Source organism: Streptomyces sp. AM25 (assembly GCF_058146165.1).
In genome coordinates this window covers 128,155-144,184 of the sequence record NZ_JBKIWN010000005.1, presented here as the reverse complement: position 1 = coordinate 144,184, position 16,030 = coordinate 128,155, and the positions used below count along the sequence as shown (strand labels likewise).

At 70.3% G+C, this 16,030-nt stretch carries 16 protein-coding genes and 2 pseudogenes; 10 read left to right on the top strand and 8 right to left on the bottom strand.

All coding sequences use genetic code 11. The annotated features are described in order from the left end of the window. Positions 1-543 carry a Clp protease N-terminal domain-containing protein gene (locus tag ACLHRZ_RS08180; RefSeq protein ID WP_490417611.1) on the top strand — a complete coding sequence of 181 codons (543 nt, stop codon included), beginning with the start codon at positions 1-3 and terminating at the stop codon, positions 541-543. Positions 544-728: 185 nt separating this feature from the next. On the opposite strand, the gene ACLHRZ_RS08175 is transcribed toward ACLHRZ_RS08180, so the two are convergent. Together ACLHRZ_RS08175 and ACLHRZ_RS08170 are read right to left on the bottom strand one after the other, a co-directional pair. After that, the gene (locus tag ACLHRZ_RS08175) at positions 729-2,249 is read right to left on the bottom strand and encodes a DHA2 family efflux MFS transporter permease subunit (RefSeq protein WP_490417610.1); all 1,521 of its coding nucleotides are present in this window, start codon (positions 2,247-2,249) and stop codon (positions 729-731) included. 32 nt (positions 2,250-2,281) lie between these two features. Further along, on the bottom strand, positions 2,282-2,701 hold the full coding sequence (locus ACLHRZ_RS08170) for a hypothetical protein (RefSeq protein ID WP_490417609.1): 420 nt from the start codon (positions 2,699-2,701) through the stop codon (positions 2,282-2,284). A 141-nt stretch (positions 2,702-2,842) separates the two neighbouring features. Between ACLHRZ_RS08170 and ACLHRZ_RS08165 the strand changes: the two genes are divergently transcribed. After that, positions 2,843-3,337 (top strand): MarR family winged helix-turn-helix transcriptional regulator, encoded by a 495-nt coding sequence (locus ACLHRZ_RS08165; RefSeq protein WP_490417608.1) that lies wholly within the window; start codon positions 2,843-2,845, stop codon positions 3,335-3,337. Positions 3,338-3,485: 148 nt separating this feature from the next. On the opposite strand, the pseudogene ACLHRZ_RS08160 reads toward ACLHRZ_RS08165, so the two are convergent. From ACLHRZ_RS08160 to ACLHRZ_RS08150, 3 genes and pseudogenes are all read right to left on the bottom strand, one after another. After that, a pseudogene (locus tag ACLHRZ_RS08160) lies at positions 3,486-3,992 on the bottom strand (class I SAM-dependent methyltransferase); the annotation flags it as partial. Between the two features lie 38 nt (positions 3,993-4,030). Beyond that, positions 4,031-4,204: pseudogene (locus tag ACLHRZ_RS08155) on the bottom strand (methyltransferase domain-containing protein); the annotation flags it as partial. A 267-nt stretch (positions 4,205-4,471) separates the two neighbouring features. Beyond that, on the bottom strand, positions 4,472-5,230 hold the full coding sequence (locus tag ACLHRZ_RS08150) for a S1 family peptidase (RefSeq protein ID WP_490417607.1): 759 nt from the start codon (positions 5,228-5,230) through the stop codon (positions 4,472-4,474). A gap of 569 nt (positions 5,231-5,799) precedes the next feature. Between ACLHRZ_RS08150 and ACLHRZ_RS08145 the strand changes: the two genes are divergently transcribed. Continuing rightward, positions 5,800-6,009 carry a cold-shock protein gene (locus ACLHRZ_RS08145; RefSeq protein ID WP_490417606.1) on the top strand — a complete coding sequence of 70 codons (210 nt, stop codon included), beginning with the start codon at positions 5,800-5,802 and terminating at the stop codon, positions 6,007-6,009. A gap of 162 nt (positions 6,010-6,171) precedes the next feature. Then, a complete protein-coding gene (locus ACLHRZ_RS08140) occupies positions 6,172-6,558 on the top strand; it encodes a hypothetical protein (protein ID WP_490417605.1) in 387 nt (128 codons plus the stop codon). A gap of 12 nt (positions 6,559-6,570) precedes the next feature. Here ACLHRZ_RS08140 and ACLHRZ_RS08135 read toward each other — a convergent pair whose 3' ends face one another. Further along, positions 6,571-8,112, bottom strand: a complete 1,542-nt coding sequence (locus ACLHRZ_RS08135) for an IucA/IucC family protein (protein WP_490417604.1) — start codon at positions 8,110-8,112, stop codon at positions 6,571-6,573. Between the two features lie 48 nt (positions 8,113-8,160). Here ACLHRZ_RS08135 and ACLHRZ_RS08130 point away from each other — a divergent pair, with 48 nt between their 5' ends. Beyond that, the gene (locus tag ACLHRZ_RS08130; RefSeq protein ID WP_490417603.1) at positions 8,161-9,660 is read left to right on the top strand and encodes an IucA/IucC family protein; all 1,500 of its coding nucleotides are present in this window, start codon (positions 8,161-8,163) and stop codon (positions 9,658-9,660) included. A gap of 18 nt (positions 9,661-9,678) precedes the next feature. On the opposite strand, the gene ACLHRZ_RS08125 is transcribed toward ACLHRZ_RS08130, so the two are convergent. Both ACLHRZ_RS08125 and ACLHRZ_RS08120 read right to left on the bottom strand, forming a co-directional pair. After that, complete coding sequence (locus ACLHRZ_RS08125; protein WP_490417602.1) at positions 9,679-10,887, bottom strand: sensor histidine kinase; 1,209 nt, start codon at positions 10,885-10,887, stop codon at positions 9,679-9,681. Between the two features lie 11 nt (positions 10,888-10,898). After that, entirely contained in the window at positions 10,899-11,564 is a 666-nt protein-coding gene (locus tag ACLHRZ_RS08120; protein ID WP_490417601.1) for a response regulator transcription factor, read from the bottom strand. 145 nt (positions 11,565-11,709) lie between these two features. On the opposite strand from ACLHRZ_RS08120, the gene ACLHRZ_RS08115 reads away from it, so the two are divergent. From ACLHRZ_RS08115 to ACLHRZ_RS08095, 5 genes are all read left to right on the top strand, one after another. Then, on the top strand, positions 11,710-12,195 hold the full coding sequence (locus ACLHRZ_RS08115; RefSeq protein ID WP_490417600.1) for a hypothetical protein: 486 nt from the start codon (positions 11,710-11,712) through the stop codon (positions 12,193-12,195). 25 nt (positions 12,196-12,220) lie between these two features. Continuing rightward, on the top strand, positions 12,221-13,282 hold the full coding sequence (locus ACLHRZ_RS08110) for a peptidoglycan-binding protein (RefSeq protein ID WP_490417599.1): 1,062 nt from the start codon (positions 12,221-12,223) through the stop codon (positions 13,280-13,282). Next, positions 13,279-14,019, top strand: a complete 741-nt coding sequence (locus ACLHRZ_RS08105) for an ABC transporter ATP-binding protein (RefSeq protein ID WP_490417598.1) — start codon at positions 13,279-13,281, stop codon at positions 14,017-14,019. Before ACLHRZ_RS08110 ends, ACLHRZ_RS08105 begins: the two co-directional genes overlap by 4 nt. Beyond that, positions 14,001-15,200 carry an ABC transporter permease gene (locus tag ACLHRZ_RS08100; RefSeq protein ID WP_490417597.1) on the top strand — a complete coding sequence of 400 codons (1,200 nt, stop codon included), beginning with the start codon at positions 14,001-14,003 and terminating at the stop codon, positions 15,198-15,200. The genes ACLHRZ_RS08105 and ACLHRZ_RS08100 overlap by 19 nt, the downstream gene beginning before the upstream one ends. Positions 15,201-15,520: 320 nt before the next feature. Further along, positions 15,521-15,964 carry an ATP-binding protein gene (locus ACLHRZ_RS08095; protein ID WP_490417596.1) on the top strand — a complete coding sequence of 148 codons (444 nt, stop codon included), beginning with the start codon at positions 15,521-15,523 and terminating at the stop codon, positions 15,962-15,964. Positions 15,965-16,030 lie beyond the last annotated feature (66 nt).

Here is a 16,030-nt window from a genome sequence, read left to right as displayed (position 1 = left end):
GTGTTCGATCAATTCACCGAGCTCGCCAAGCGGGCCGTGGTGGCCTCCCAGGATGCGGCTCTCTCCCTGGGGCACGACTTCATCGGCACCGAGCACATCCTGCTCGGCCTGGCCCAGACCGCGGGCACGGCAGGCGAAGTGCTCCGCGAACACGGCGTGGACCTGGTGCAGGCGCGCGAGGAGGCCGTACGGCTCCTGGCGGAGTCCGGGGTGACCGCGACCGGCGGCAAGGCGGCGAAGGACGCCCTCGCCTCGATCGGCATCGACGTCGCCGAGATCCAGCGCCGCGCCGACGACACCTTCGGCCCCGGGGCCTTCCACTTCCCGCGGCCCGCCTACACTCCGCACGCCAAGAAGGCCCTGGAACTGACCGTGCGCGAGGCGTGCGCCCTCGGGCAGCAGCGCATCGACACCGAGCACATGCTGCTCGGCCTCGTCGCAGAAGGCGAAGGCCTCGCCCTCGAGGTCCTGACCGCGCTCGCCGTGGACCCGGCGGCCCTGCGCACGTCGGTCCTCAACCGCGTGACGCCGCAGGCCTCGTAGGGCGCATCCCAGCCCGGTGGGAACCTGTGCTGGAAAATGCGGCCGCCCCGCACCAGCGAGCAGGAACGCGGCATCCGTGCGCACAAATTGCTGAAGGACCTGCTCCGGGGGGCTGGAACCCTCGCCGGACGTGGATGCGTCGCCGCCTGCTGAGTGCAGGCGGCGATACGCGGGGCGACGGGTTGTCAGGCGGGGATCAGGCTGTCGGTGTTCTCCTGCTTGGCGTCGGGGGTGTGGTGCCGGATGGCGTTGCTCTTGGGGAGGAAGAGCGCGGCGATGGCGCACAGGCCGTAGGCGGTGATGGTGACGAGGGTGGCGTGCAGGATGCCTTGTCGGATGCCGGGGAAGTCGAAGCGGGTGCCGATGGCGTTGAAGAAGACCACTCCGGTGACGGCGATGCCCAGGGACGCGCCGAGTTGCTGGAAGGTGGAGAAGACCCCGGAGGCGGCGCCGGCGTCGCGGGCGTCGACGGTGGCGACGGCGAGGTCGACCAGGGGCACGATGAGCAGGCCGAGGCCGATGCCGCCCAGGGCCATGGGGCCGATCAGGTCGGTGCCGCTCAGGTGGGTGTGGGCGGCGACGGCGTGCCGGGTCCAGAGGGTCGCGGCGGCCTGGGCGAGGGCGCCGAGGACGACCAGGGGCTTGCCGGCCTTGGCGGCCAGGGGCACCGAGACGGCGGACGCGAGCATGGAGCCGAGGGCGAAGGGCAGCAGGACCAGGCCGGCGCGGATGGCGGAGAAGCCGAGACCGAGCTGGACGAAGAGGGTGATGACCAGGAAGAAGCCGGCCATCGCGACCTGGAAGGAGAGGCTGACGATGCTGCCGGAGGCGAAGCCGCGGTCGGCGAACAGATTCATCGGCACGAGCGGGGAGCGGCCGGTCCGGGCGCGGCGGCGCTGGTGGACGGCGAAGATGCCGAGCAGGACGGGGGAGGCGGCGAGCATGGCCCAAATCCAGGCGGGCCAGCCCTGGGACCGGCCTTCGACGAGGGCGTAGACGCCCAGGGCGAGGCCGGTGCCCGACAGCAGTACGCCCACGATGTCGACCTTGAGGGGGTGGGCGGAGCGGGTGTTGGGCACCCAGGCCGCTGCGGCGGCGATGAGCAGCAGGCCAACGGGGATGTTGATCAAGAAGATGCCGCGCCAGTGGAGGCCGAAGGCGTTGGCGGTGACGAGCCAGCCGCCGAGGAGGGGGCCGATGACGGCGGCCATGCCGGTGACTCCGCCGATGATGCCGAGGACGGCGGCGCGTTCCTTGGGCCTGTACAGGGCGTGGGCGCTGGCGAGGACCTGGGGGACCATCAGGGCGGCGAAGGCGCCCTGGGTGATGCGGGCGGCGACGAGCATGGTGCCGTCGGTGGCCGTGCAGGCGGCCAGGGAGGCGACGGTGAAACCGGCCACGCCGGTGAGGAACAGGTGCTTGCGGCCGAAGATGTCGCCGAGGCGGCCTCCGGTGATCAGCGTGATTGCGAAGGCGAGGGTGTAGCCGCCGGTGATCCATTCGACCTGGGATGCGGTGGTGTGCAGGTCGTCGCGGATGGAGGGCAGAGCGACGTTGACGATGGTGACGTCCAGCAGGTCCATGAAGGACGCGAAGATCAGCACGAACATGGCCAGGCCGCGGCGGGTGGCCGCCGGGGCGCGCCTGGCGCCGGCGGCCGGGGGCGGGCCGGGCTCGGCGGTGCGGGGGGTGGTGCGGTGGGGCATGGGAGGGATTCCTTTGCGCGGTGCGCGGGTGATCAGGCGGCGGTGGCGAACGCGGCGGTGATCTTGTCGATCATGTCGGTCTGGGCGGGGCTGGTGCCCTTCCTGGCGGAGGCGGCGGCCTGACGGACCGCGGTGGTCACCGCCCGCTGGAACTCGTCCGCCGCGGCCGGGTCCTTGGCCCGGAGCGTGGTGAGAGTGGCCTTGACCGCGGCCAGGACGGTATCGGCGATGTCGGCGGTCGTGTCGCCCTTGAGATCGACCTTGCCCTTGCCGGACAGGACGCGGCCCACCGTGCCGGTGGAGCCGGTGAGGACCTTGGAGCCGACGATGTTCACCTTCGCCGAGGACCAGACGCCCGGGTAGGCCATGGAGACCAGGGTTACGGCGCCGTAGGCGGCCGTGCGCAGCGTGGTCTGCTCGTCGTCGGTCAGCGGGATGTAGATCTCGGGCATGGCGGGGACTCCTGGTGAAGGGGGAGGGAACGGGGCGAGGGCTGCGGGATCGCGCCGGCAACGCTCATCTATCGAGTAGCTCGGAGCTGAGGTATCTTGGTTTCCGAGCGATGTGGATAGCTTGAAAGGCGAGTGGCTCGAATGTCAAGTGAAATGCCGCCGGTCATGACGGAGCTGGGCATGGCGATCCGCGCCTACCAGGCATCCGTCGACGACTCCGACCGCGAGACGGCGCGCCTGATGGGCGTCAACGAGACCGACCTGCGCTGCCTGGAAATCCTCATCGAGGAAGTCGCCGAGGCCGCCCCCAGCCTCCTGGCCGCACGCCTCGGCCTGACCACCGGCAGTGCCACCACGATGCTCGACCGGCTGGAGAAGACCGGCTACATCACCCGCTCCCCCCACCCCACCGACCGCCGCAAGACGATCGTCCGCGCCACTCCCGAGGCCACCCGCCGCGCCTACGAGCTGCTCACCCCCCTCGTCGAGGAGGGGCAGCGGGACGTGCTCACCCGTTACAGCGTCGAGCAGATCAAGGTGATCACCGACTTCCTGCACCGCACCAGCGAACTCCAGGACCGCCACACCCAGCGCCTGCGCGCCACCCCCACCCCCGCGAAGAACCGCCCCGCCTGAACCGGCCGGCCCCCTCGTCCGCCGACAGCCTGCTCCGGCACCGCCGTGGAGCCGCTTCCGGCCCCGCACGGGGCGGTGCGTAGCGGATGGCGGCGGTGTCCTTGAGATCGGCATAGGTGCCGCCGGTCGAATCGTTCCTCGAACTTGATCACTCGTGGTGATACCTGCTGAGGGCGAAACGGGCCAGGGACAGGTCTTGGCGGGGGCGGTGTCCCTCGGCCTGCTCGATGAAGCGGCGCCGTGCACGTTCGCGTGCGGCGGGGTCGGCGGTGTGCAGCGGTTCGGCGAAGCCGTAGTTCAGGGCGCGCTGCCAGATTTCGGCGGGGTCGTCCAAGGGTTCGGGTTCCTCCCATACGATCCGCTGGATGTCCTCGGCCTCCAGGCCGAGAGAGATGGCCAGTTCGCGCAGCCGGTGTGTGGTGCCCAGCTTGGCGTGCGGGTCCGGCAGGTCGATGCCTTCGGCTTGTGCGGCCTGGCCCATCAGATGGTTGACGCTGACGCCCTCGGCTCGTGGCACGGTGAACACGATCGCCGCCCCGGGGCGTGCGACCCGGGCCCATTCCCGCATCGCGGCCGGGGCGTCCAGGTAGGGGAGGCCGGCGACACACATGACCAGGTCGAAGCGGTCCGCGCCGAACGAGAGTTGGTGGGCGTCGGCGACCGCGTGGAAGCAGTTGCCCGGTGAGCGCTCGTGAGCGGACGGAGCATACCGGGCGAGAGGTCCACGCCGATCACGCGGCCAACTCCGCCCGTCAGCGTGGCGGCCTCCCGCGCGGCCAGCCCTGTCCCGGTGGCCAGGTCGAGGACCCATGTGTGGGGGCGAGGCGCGGCCAGGCGGACGGCTTCTTGTGCCTGCCACCGGTGCATGGCACTGGCGTCGTACGTCGCTGCCCGCCGGTCGAACTCCGCGCTGATCCGCCCTCGCTCTCGTCGCACCCCCTACCCGTACCACACCGCCAACCACCGCCGTACCCGAGCAGTAGCCAGGCCGGTCAGCGACTGCGGAGCATCGACTTGACGGAGCGTTGCAGATCAATGGTCTGGCACAGCCGGCTACGCGGGGCGGGTCCGGGAGCGGTCAGGTCGGCGTCGGGATCAAGGCTGGTCCGAGTGCCGAGGACGGTGGGTGTGCGGTCAGGGGTTGATGACGGATTTGATCCAGTCGGCCTTGGCGATCACGTTGGTGTAGATGGTGGGGTCGACGTCGGGTTCGCCTCCGTTGCCGGATGTGGCGCCGGCCAGGGTCCACTGGCCGTCGGTCTTGACGAGGGCGGGGCCGCCGGAGTCCATGTTGGCTGCGCCACGGCCGTCGACAGCAGCGATGCACAGCTCCTTGTCGTGGACGATCCCCGAGCGGTCACACTCCTCGTCGGGCAGCCGCTTGGTGTCGAGTTCCCGGAGGTCCTTGGGCCAGTTGGCGGGGATCATCTCCTTTCCGGTCATTCCCCAGCCGAGAATGCGCACCGGGGCATGGTGCTCGGGGACGGTATCGGCGATCTTCACCGGTGTGGCCCTGGCAGGCCTTTTGAGTTTGAGCAGGGCGATGTCGTCACCCCAGTTGTTGCCGTCGGGCCAGACGGCGCGTTCGATGCCGATCAGTTCACCACCCCGGTCCATCCGGGGAGAACCGATCCTCACCTTCATGGTGTCAAGATCGCCGCGGTCCTTTACGCAGTGGCGGGCGGTGACCATCCATTCCTTGTCGACGAGGGTGGCACCACAGGCGTGTCCGTCGGGACGGGGCGAGTTGGGATTCTGCAGCGACCCCATGAAGGGGTAACGCTCCGTGGCCTTTTCGCCGTTGATGATGGCCTGGGCCTGGGGGGCCGCCACGAGCAACGCCGTCGCAGAGGCCAGGAAGGCGCACAGGGCGCCGCGCTTGAGGTAGGTCATGAAGGCAAGCCTGAAAACGGCATATGATCACTGAGTCATGACAAAGTGACTGTTTCATGATGATCATGCATCAACAGCGCATCACGCGAAACGAGTCCAGGCACACGGCCATCAGTCCAGCGGACCAACGCACCAGGCCCCCCACTCCGGACAGACCCCCGGGCCCGCACCCCGCCGCAGAACCGCGACCCGGCCCCGCCACCGCTGATCCAGCCGCCACTGCCCGGCCCGACGTGCCGCCGAGCAGAACACCGCCTCCGCACGGGCCTCCGGCCTCAACCGGCGGCCGCACTCCCGACAACGCCGCCCGCCGGCACCGGCCACCCACCCAACCCGGCCCCGCCACAAGGTCCATCACCCGATATCAAGCACAGGTTCTCCTGCAGGGCGGCCCCGAGGAGGCGCCGTCAGCGGTGGCCCAGCACATTGACCACCGGCCATGGGGATCGTGGACGAAGAACCGCTGCACATGCTTCGGGGGCGTGGCGCACTTGACGCGGGCCGTCCGACGGACATGAATCAGGGGAAGCACAGATCGAGCAGCGAACACCCAGCGTGAAGGAAGTGCGATGGCGACAGGGACCGTGAAGTGGTTCAACGCGGACAAGGGCTTCGGATTCATCGCCCAGGACGACGGCGGACCGGACGTCTTCGTGCATTTCTCTGCGATCCAGTCCGCCGGCTTCAAATCCCTCATGGACAACGACAGAGTCGAATACGACCTGACGCAGGGAGCGAAGGGGCCGCAGGCCGAGAACGTCGTGGTCCTCGAGCAGTAGGCAGCCCCTGTGCACGGGTCCGGGCGGAGGCCGGCAGGCCGCGCCCGGACCCGTTCGTCAACCGATGATCTCCGCACAACGTGACCGATACGACTGTCGGACGTTAGGGCAGGCGACCTCGCTCCCGCGGGGCATGCGGCTACGGAACGGAGACGGTTGACCATGGTTCGGCACGGCAGGATTCTGGCTGTTCTGGCGATTTCCGCCCTCGCCCTGTGCGGTGGTACGGGCGCTGCTTCTGCGCTCACCGGGGGCAGTGGCGGCGGCGAGGGAATCGGGAACGGCGTTCTGTCGAACACCGGCAGTGCCGGCAGCACGGGTCACAGTGCCCTGTGCGGAGACCCTCTCTCCCTCTTCTCGCCGGCGAACTGCACGGTCGGCGGCGACCGGCCGGGCTCTCACCGCGAGGGTGGTCAGAGCATCGGGGGCGGGGTCCTGTCCGGCGTGCTGAGCTGGAATTCGACGGGCCACAGCAACAATTGCGGAAACGCGCTCGTCGCTGCCTTCAACCAGACCACTTGCCTCACCGGGCACGGCGACAGGCACTGATTCCGTCCGGTCTCACGGCTGCACGGCCAGGGGATTGGGGACGGGGAGGTAGACGGGATCGGTACCGTCCGCGCCGATCCACCGGGACAGGAGGCTGGCCTTGCCCGGCAGCGTCGGCGTGGTGAGGAGCGCGGTGGTCCCCAGGAGGCCGCGCTCCTTCTCGTACCGTTCGAACTCCCCTCGCGCGAGGGGCCACAGTGCGTCCGCGGCCTTGGGGAAGCGGTGGACGAGGGCGTTCGCGATCTCGGTGAGGTTGTTGATCACGAGGCAGTAGGCCAGGCGCTGCGCGGCGGCCGCACCGGGCGTTCCGGGGAGCGCTCTGGCGCCCTCGGTGTCACGGAAGACGGCCTGGACGGGGAAGCCGTCCGCGTCGACGGCGATCAGGGTGTTCTGCAGGTGGCATTCGACCGCGACGCCGTGACGGTCGTAGGCCTCCAGCACGGGCGGGACGACCTGGCCCAGGTAGGCCGACCACCAGGGCAGCGGGTCGGTGAGACGGTCGAGGGGACTGCCGTCGAAGCCCTCGGTGAGGGCAGCGGCCAGCACGGCCGTGGTGCCCGGTACCAGGCGGCCGTCCAGGCCGTCGCGGACGAGGACGGGGAACGTCTCCTCGAGGCCGCGGACCGTGCGGTGCCCGCGCTCGCCCAGCCAGGCCGCGGGGCCGCCCATGGCCCGGAAGGCGGCGGCCACCAGCGGGTCGGTGCGGCGCACGTGCTGGAGCTCGTGCTGCCGGATCCGCCGGACGTCGTTGGTGATCTGCACCTCCAGGCTGAACTTCAGGAACAAGTCCCGGGTCCGCCCGGGGCGTTCGGGACTCCCGGGAACGTGCACCGTACGGACCGAGGACGTGGCCCTGGCCTCCCACGGCGTGACGCCCAGCCGTACGAGGCGGCCCTCGGCGAACGCGGCCCGCACGGCGGGCAGATGACGGGTGAGGCCGAACTGCCAGGGATGGACGGGCAGCAGACGATGGCCGGGCGGGGCCTGGCCCAGGGCGTCCAGGGCGTGCGTGTCGCCCTCGTCGATCACCGTGTCCTCGCGCACGCCCAGCAGGACGAGCGGGAAACGGCCGTACGCCTCGGGGGCGTAGCGCAGCCAACTGCCGGGCGGGCCACCGCCGGTGCGGGCCTTGGGGGCCGGGTGGTAGGGATGGCCCATGACCAGGGCCTGTTCGGAGCGCAGCCACGGGTCGTCGGGCGGCGTGGTACGGGCGCGGGCTACGAGGAGGGCCTCCACGGCCGCGCGGCTGGCGGTCATCTCGGCGGCCAGGGCGGCGTTGGAGTGCCCGGTGACGGCACGCATCTCCTGCACGGCCACCTCGACGAGACCGGAGTGGCACAGGTGTTGCCAGACCGTACCGGTCCACACTTCGGGAGCGGAGGGCCGGTGGCCGGTGCGGACACGCAACAGTCGGCCGCTCGCGCGCAGGCGGTGGACGGCGCGGCCGGCGGATGGTTCGCCAACTGGTGAGGCCGCTTCTCGGAGCAGGCAGTTGAGGAGGGGCGTGATGGCCAGTGTGTCGGCTGCGTCGGCTGTCCGTGCTGAATCATTCATCGACCGTCAGTATGTGTGGGAGGCGTTCGAATGCGGTAGGACACGCGCGTGTGCCGCACCGACACCGAGCGGGACCTCGTGAAGGAACTGGACAGCATCGGCCCGGAGTTGGCTGCCGCGTGCGACACCGCGCTGCCCGCGGCGCGGGCGGCGGTGCTGGCGCGGCTGTGGCGGGGGCTGGTCCACGAGCCGCTGCCCTGGGTCGCTGACCGGACCGCCGGAAGCGACGGCGTCACGCTGCATCTGGCCGACGGACGGCGGCTGCACGGCCCGCCGTCGGATCCCTGGGCCACGGGCACGGAAGTGGCCGTCCTGGAACTGGACGGACGCCCCTACGACCACCCGGCCCGGCTGCTGACGGCCCTGGCCGTGCCCGGCGGGGAGCGGCTGGCCGCCGAACTCGACCACAGCGTCGCCTCGCTGGCGCTCTCCCGCACGACGCCCCGCCCCGCGGGCCCGCCCGCGGCGCCGTGGGAGTGGGAGCAGCGGGCGCCGGACGGCCACCCCTACCACCCCACCTGCCGGTCCCGGCCCGGCTTCTCGGCCGCCGAGCAACTGGCGTACGCGCCCGAGCACCGCGCGGTGGTGAGCCTGCGGCTGGCACCGGTCACGCGGGCCACGGTGCGGGGCCCGTGGCCACGGCAACTGCGCGACGGTGAAGCCGTGCTGATCCCGGTGCATCCCTGGCAGGCCCGGCACGTCCTGCCCGGCCGCACGCTGCTCCCCGGGCCGCAGGCCCGTCCGCTGCTGTCCCTGCGCTCGCTCGACCTCGGCGGGGACGTGCACGTCAAGACCGCACTGAGCACCCAGCTCACCTCCGCCGTGCGGGACATCTCCGCCTACTCGGTCGAGAACGCCCTGGCCACCTCCGCGGTCGCCGCGTGCGTCGCCGACCGCCTGGAGGGCCGGCTGCACATCGCCCGGACGCTGGCGGCGGCCGGGGCCGGCACACCGGATCTGGCGGCGGTGCTGCGGGAGTCGCCGTACGTGTACGCGGGGGAGGGGGAACAGGTCGTGCCGGTGGCCGAGTTGCCCGCGGTCTTCGCCCCGCTCGCGCCCCCGGAACGGCGGGAGCGGATCACCGGGTTCGCACGGCTGGCCCTCGGGGTCTGCCTGGACCTGCTCGACCTGGGGGTGGCCGTCGAGGGGCACGGACAGAACCTCCTCGCCGTCGTCGACGCCGAGGGCCGGGCCCGGCGGCTGGTCTACCGCGACCTCGCCGACATCCGCATCAGCCCGGCCCGGCTGGCCCGGCACGGCTTCCCGGCGCCGCCGCTGACCGGCCGGCTGTTGAACGACGACCCCTGCGCCCTGCGCCGCAAGGTCTTCGCCTGCCTGCTCACCGGCGCACTGGGCCCGCTGGCCGGAAACGCCCCGGCACTGGGCGCCCTCCTCGAGGACGCCACCCGGGAGCTCGCCCCGACCGACGACCTGCGGTCGCTCCGGGAGGAACGGCTGCCGGTGAAGGCGCTCACGCTGATGCGGCTGTCCCCGGGACAGGACCACTGGGCGCTGCTGCCCAACCCGATGGCACCGGGGCGGGGCTGACGCGCTCGGCGGTGTCCGTCAGTTCTCCTCGGGGGAGGGGAAGGCGACCTGGACGGTCAGACCGCCGTCCGGGTTGGCCTCGGCGTCGGTACGGGCGTCGTGGGCGCGGGCGATCGAGGCGACGATGGACAGGCCCAGGCCGGCTCCCTCGCCGGGGCCGTGGCGGCGCTCGTTCAGACGGCGGAAGGGTTCGAAGAGGTACGGGACCGTGTCCGGCGGCACTTGGGGGCCGCTGTTGGACACTTCCAGGATGTCGTCGTGCACGGTGACCGTTACGTGGCCGCCGTCGTGGTTGTACCGGAGGGCGTTGCCGACGAGGTTGCGCACCAGGTGCGTCAGCAGGACCGGGTCACCCTGCACCGTCGTGGGCGAGGTGTCCGCCCGGACGGTGATTCCGCGCTCTCGGGCCTGACCCGATGCGGCGTACTCGGCGGTCACGGTGCGGGCCAGCTCGTCGAGGGCGACTGCTGCGCGGTGCTCCAGTCCCTGGTCGGAGACGGAGAGCAGCAGCAGGCCCTCGATGAGTTGCTCGCTGCTGTCGGCGACTTCGATCAGCTTGCGGCGGATGCGGGCGACGGCCTCCGGGTCGGAGGTGGCCAGCCCGATCTCCGCCGCAGCCCGTTGCACGGCCAGTGACGTGCGCAGCTCGTGCGCGGCGTTGGCGGCGAAGCGTTTCTGTGCGCCGACGAGATGTTCTATGCGGTCGAGCATGTCGTCGAAGGTGTCGGCGAGTTGCTTGAGTTCGCCTGACGGGGCGTCGAGGGCGATGCGTTCGTGGAGGTTCTCCCCGGACAGCCGCCGGGCGGTACGGGTGATCACGCCCACGGGACGCAGTACCCGTCCGGCCATCCACCAGGCCAGCGCGACCGAGAGGACGGCGAAGACGGCCAGGACGATCAGGGAGACGGACAGCAGTCTGCGCTGGGCGGCCTGTTCGGCGGCCAGGGTGAACGTTCTCGCTACCTTCAGGGCCGCCTGGTCTTCTGGGGACAGGGGGCCGCTGGGAGGGGATGCGCGGACGAACCCGGAGGTGGCGGCAGGGCTGGCACCGGCCTCGACGGGGCTCCGGGCCACGGCTGTGCTGATCGTCGTGTACAGGCCCTGGCTCACGAGGAAGTTGACCAGGCCGATGAGCATGGCTCCGGCGACGACGAGCAGTCCGCCGTAGAGCATCGTCAGGCGGGCCCGTTCCCCGCCGGGCAGCCGGACGCTGGAGATGCGGGGCATTGCGGGCCGTTTCACGCGCCGCCGCCGATGCGGTAGCCCTGCCCCGGCACGGTGTCGATGACCGGGGGCTCGCCGAGCTTGGTGCGGAGTTTGCTGAGCGTGACCCGGACCGCGTTGGTGCGGTAGCTGGTGTTCTCCTCCCACACCTGCTCGATCAGGTCGTCGCCGCTGACGACCGCACCCTCGGCACGCATCAGTACCTCCAGCACCCCGAACTCCTTGCGCGACAAGGCGAGATAGCGGCCGTCCCGGAAAGCCTGGCGGCGTGCCGTGTCCAGAGAGATGCCGGCGCGTTCGATGACGGGGGGCAGAGCGGGTCGGGCACGGCGGCCCAGCGCGAGCACGCGGGCGAGCAGTTCCTCGTACGCGAACGGCTTCGCCAGGTAGTCGTCCGCGCCCAGTCCCAGGCCCTCGACCCGTTCCCGCACGGAGCCGGCGGCGGTGAGCATCAGCACCCGGGTCAGCAGGCGCGCCTCGACGACGTGGCGGCACACCTCGTCGCCGTGCAGGCCGGGCAGGTCTCGATCGAGGACGAGCACGTCGTACTCGCCCAGGCGTAGTCGCTCCAGTGCCGCCAGGCCGTCGCGGGCGATGTCGACGGCCAGGGCGTCACGCCGCAGCCCCTCGGCAATCATGTCCGCCAGGAATTCCTCGTCCTCCACGACCAGCACGCGCATGACATCAGGTGTACCTGAGAGGGACCTTTCGTCGGTGTAAACGTCTCCGTTGAGAGAAACGAAACATGGCCCTGTGTGAGTCTCCGTGCCGTCGGACATCGGTCCTCGGACACGGAGGAATTCCATGGGGAACATCAGGTATGGCATGGCGGCTGCGTTCGTCACGGGAATGGCGTTGTTCGCCGTCGGTTGCACCGGGGGTGGCGGGGATTCCGGTAAGGACAACAGTGCGCAGGGCTCGGGCGGGTCCGGCGACGGCAAGGCGGAGGACGACGCCTACAAGCACCGTCAGTGCCTGCGCGATAACGGTCTGAAGATTGACGAGCCCAAGGATGGCCAGCTTCCGGGTATCCAGGGCGGGGACAGCAAGGCGATGAAGAAGGCCATGGAGGCGTGCAAGCACCTGCCCGGTGCCGGCGGCGGCAAGGAAATGAGCCAGGAAGAGAAGCAGAAGGCCCTCGACAAGGCGGTCAAGTACGCCCAGTGCATGCGCAAGAACGGCGTCGACATGCCGGACCCGAAGATGGACGAGGACGGCTCGTTGACTGCGCAGAGGGGAGACGTCTCCGATGCGAGCAAGGAGAAGATGGAGAAGGCCATGAAGGCGTGCAGTGATCAGAATGGGGAGTGAGCGCAGGCGTCCTCCCAGGAAGTATGTGATCGCTTCGCTGGTCGTGGCGAGCGCACTGGTGGGCGGGGCAGCCGTTGTGGCGACGAGCGGTGACGACGGCAAGGGGCAGGAGCGGCGCGCGGACGGTCTGCCGCAGAAGACCGACACGATCAAGCGGCAGGATCTGAGCAGTCGCACCCAGGTGGACGGGACCCTCGGCTACTCCAAGGAGCGCAAGCTCAACGGGGGAGCACAGGGAACGGTCACCTGGCTCCCGGACACCGGCTCGGTGATCAAACTCAATGAGGCACTCTACGAGGCCGACGGAGCCAAGGTCTGGCTGATGTACGGCGAGCGGCCCATGTACCGGAAGCTGAAGGCCGGGGACAAGGGTCCGGACGTCCGGCAGCTGAAGCAGAACCTCCGTGACCTCGGCTACGGAGCGGGCCTGACCGTGGACGAGACGTTCACCTCCGGAACCGCGGAGGCGCTCAAGCGCTGGCAGAAGTCCCACGGCCTGAAGCAGACCGGCGAGACGGGTCCGGAGCAGATCGCCTTCACACCGAGTTCGGTGCGGGTCAAGAAGAAGGAAGCGGCCGTCGGCGACCAGGTGGCTCCCGGCAAGCCGGTACTGACCGTCACCGGCGCCGAGCGCGAGGTGGAGATCAAGCTCGATGTCGCCGATGCCGGGCTTGCCGAGGTCGGCACCCGGGTGGAGGTCACCCTCCCCGGCGGCGACAAGGTCAAGGGGAAGGTTGCCTCCGTCGACCGCAGTGCCGGCTCGGACGAGGACAAGGGCCCAGGCGGCGGCGAGGACAAGTCCGCCAAGGTCATCGCGCGGGTGGCCTTCACCGATCCGTCGCAGGTCAAGGGCATCGACCAGGCCCCGGTCAGTGTCGAGCTCAAGGGTGAGACGCACGAGAACGTGCTGACCGTCCCGGTCAACGCGTTGCTCGCCCTGCCGGCCGGCGGTTTCGGCATCCAGGTCGTGGAGGACGGCAAGGCCCGCGAAGTCCCCGTCAAGCTCGGCCTGTTCGGGCAGGGCAGGGTCGAGGTCAGCGGTTCCGGTCTCAAGGAGGGCATGAAGGTCGGAGTACCCAAGACATGAGTACTGTCGTCGAACTGCATCAGGTCACCAAGGAGTACCCGGGCGGGGTCGCGGCGCTGCGCGGGGTGGACCTGTGCATCGGCCGCGGGGAACTGCTCGCCATCGTCGGCCCGTCCGGGTCGGGCAAGTCCACGCTCCTGCACATCGTCGGCACCCTGGACCGCCCCACCGCCGGGACGGTCGCCATCGCGGGCCACGACGTCGCGGCTCTGTCCGACCGCCGGCTGTCCGCGCTGCGGGCCCGGCACATCGGATTCGTCTTCCAGTCCTTCCACCTCGTCTCCGGGGTCACCGCCCAGGACAACGTCGCCGAGGGCCTGCTCTACTCCGGACTCACCCGGGCCGACCGTCGCAAGCGCGCGGCCGAGGCCCTGGAGCGGGTGGGGCTCGGGGACCGGATGCACCACCGCCCGCACGAACTCTCCGGAGGACAGCGCCAGCGGGTGGCCATCGCACGGGCAGTGGTGGGCGAGCCGGACCTGCTGCTGGCGGACGAGCCGACCGGCGCCCTGGACTCCGCCTCCGGCGAAGCCGTCATGCAGCTGCTGCACGACCTCAACGCCGACGGCGCCACCATCGCGGTGATCACCCACGACAGCGAGATCGCCGGCGCCCTGCCACGCCAGGTGCGCATCCGCGACGGCCAGATCGTCGAAGACAGGCGCATGGACACCCACGCGGACACACAGCCATTGGAAAGGGCGGGAGGCGAGGAACAATGCCACGCGACCGACTGACCCCGGCCCGGCTCGGCCCCCGCGACGTCCTGCACGTCGGCTCTGCGGGCCTGCGCAGCCGGCCGATGCGGGTCGTGCTCTCCGCGTTGGGCATCGCCATCGGCATCGCCACGATGATCGCGGTGGTCGGGATCTCCGCCTCCAGCAAGCAACAACTGCTGCAACAGCTCGACAGACTGGGCACCAACATGCTGGCGGTCGCTCCGGGTCAGGACATGTTCAGTGGTGAGAAGGTCAAGCTGCCCAAGGAAGCACCGGGCATGATCGGCCGCATCCCCGGCGTCGAGCACGTCGGCGCCACCGGCGACCTGGATCCGACGGTCCGGCGCAGCGAGAAGATCCCCAAGAGCAACACCGGCGGCATCACGGTGAAGGCCGCCAGTGAGGACCTGCTGAAGGCTCTGAAGGGCACCGTCGGTGCGGGCACCTGGCTCAACGATGCGACCGGGCGCTACCCCTCGGTGGTGCTCGGGAGTGTTGCCGCCGAACGCCTGGGCATCACCACGCCCGGACAGCAGGTCCTCATCGGCAAGCAGTACTTCACGGTCATCGGCATCCTCGACCCGCTGCCCCTGACACCCGAGATCGAACGGTCCGCACTGGTGGGCTGGAAGGCCGCGGAAACGCTCCTGGGCTTCGACGGCCACCCCACCAAGATCTACGAACGCTCCACGGACGCCTCCGTCGAAGCGGTCCGCAAGCTCCTCGCGCGCACCGCCAACCCGCAGGACCCGCAGAACGTCCAGGTCTCCAGCCCGTCCGCCGCCCTGCAGGCCAAGGCCGCCACTGAGGGTGCCTTCGACAGCCTGCTGCTCGGACTGGGCGGCGTGGCCCTGCTGGTCGGCGGCGTCGGGGTGGCCAACACCATGATCATCTCGGTGCTGGAACGCCGCCACGAGATCGGCCTGCGCCGCTCCCTGGGCGCCACCCGCGGACAGATCCGCATCCAGTTCGTCACCGAGTCACTGCTGCTGTCCGGACTCGGCGGACTGGCCGGCGTGGTGCTGGGCTCGGCAGCCACCTATGTGTTCGCCCTGTCGGGCGGCATGCCCTGGGTGGTCCCCCTGTGGGCGGTCGGCGGCGGCTTCGCCGCCACCCTCCTCATCGGGTCCGTGGCGGGGCTGTACCCGGCGGTCCGTGCTGCCCGCCTCTCGCCGACCCTCGCCCTCCAGGCGGCATAAACAGGCGGCAGTGGACGGTCACCATTCGGCGGGGCTGTGTGTACACGCACACAGCCCCGCTCGGGCGTGCCGCGGCCGCTGCGTGCAAGGCGACGCTTTTCTTTTTCAGCCGGTCTACTTTCGTCTCCCTTTCCACCCCATAGAAGATTGTTCCCCTCCCTGGGCCCGTGCTCTTCTTTTCGGTACAAGTTCCCGACCGGCGAGGAAGGGAACCCCCGGCTGAAGCGCCCGGGCCCTGAACACCATCGGGACCGGACGCCCTCTGGAAAGGTGCCGGACCCATGTCATCGGTTACCCGAGCATCCCGATATTGCCACGCCGTGACATGGACCCGGCACTGCTTCGGTGAGAAGCCCCTGCGCGATGCCCGACGACTGGCTCGCCAATGGCTTGTCGACCACGGGTGCGGCGACGATCTCGTCGACACCGTCGAGCTGGTCATCGCCGAACTGGCAGCCAACGCCGTCGAACACGGCGGACGCCTCACCGCACTGAGCCTCGACATCGTGCCGCCCCGGACCGGTGTTGCGGGATCCCTGCGGGTGAGCGCACACGACCCCAGCCCGGAACTGCCGCCCGTCGGCGGGGGAACGGGCGCCGGTACCGGTGCACCCCTTCGGGAATGCGGCCGTGGCCTGGGGATCGTGGCGGCCGTGAGTCACGCATGGGGAGCGGTCCGACATCAGGACCGGCACAAACACGTCTGGTGCGAACTGCTGGTTCCGCAGCTTGCGACCGGCGCCGGCAACCAGTCCCATCGATAGAGGAGTTCACATGCCAGACCGTGGTATTCCAAGACATTGCCAGGAAGTGGCACCTGACGTCCGAGG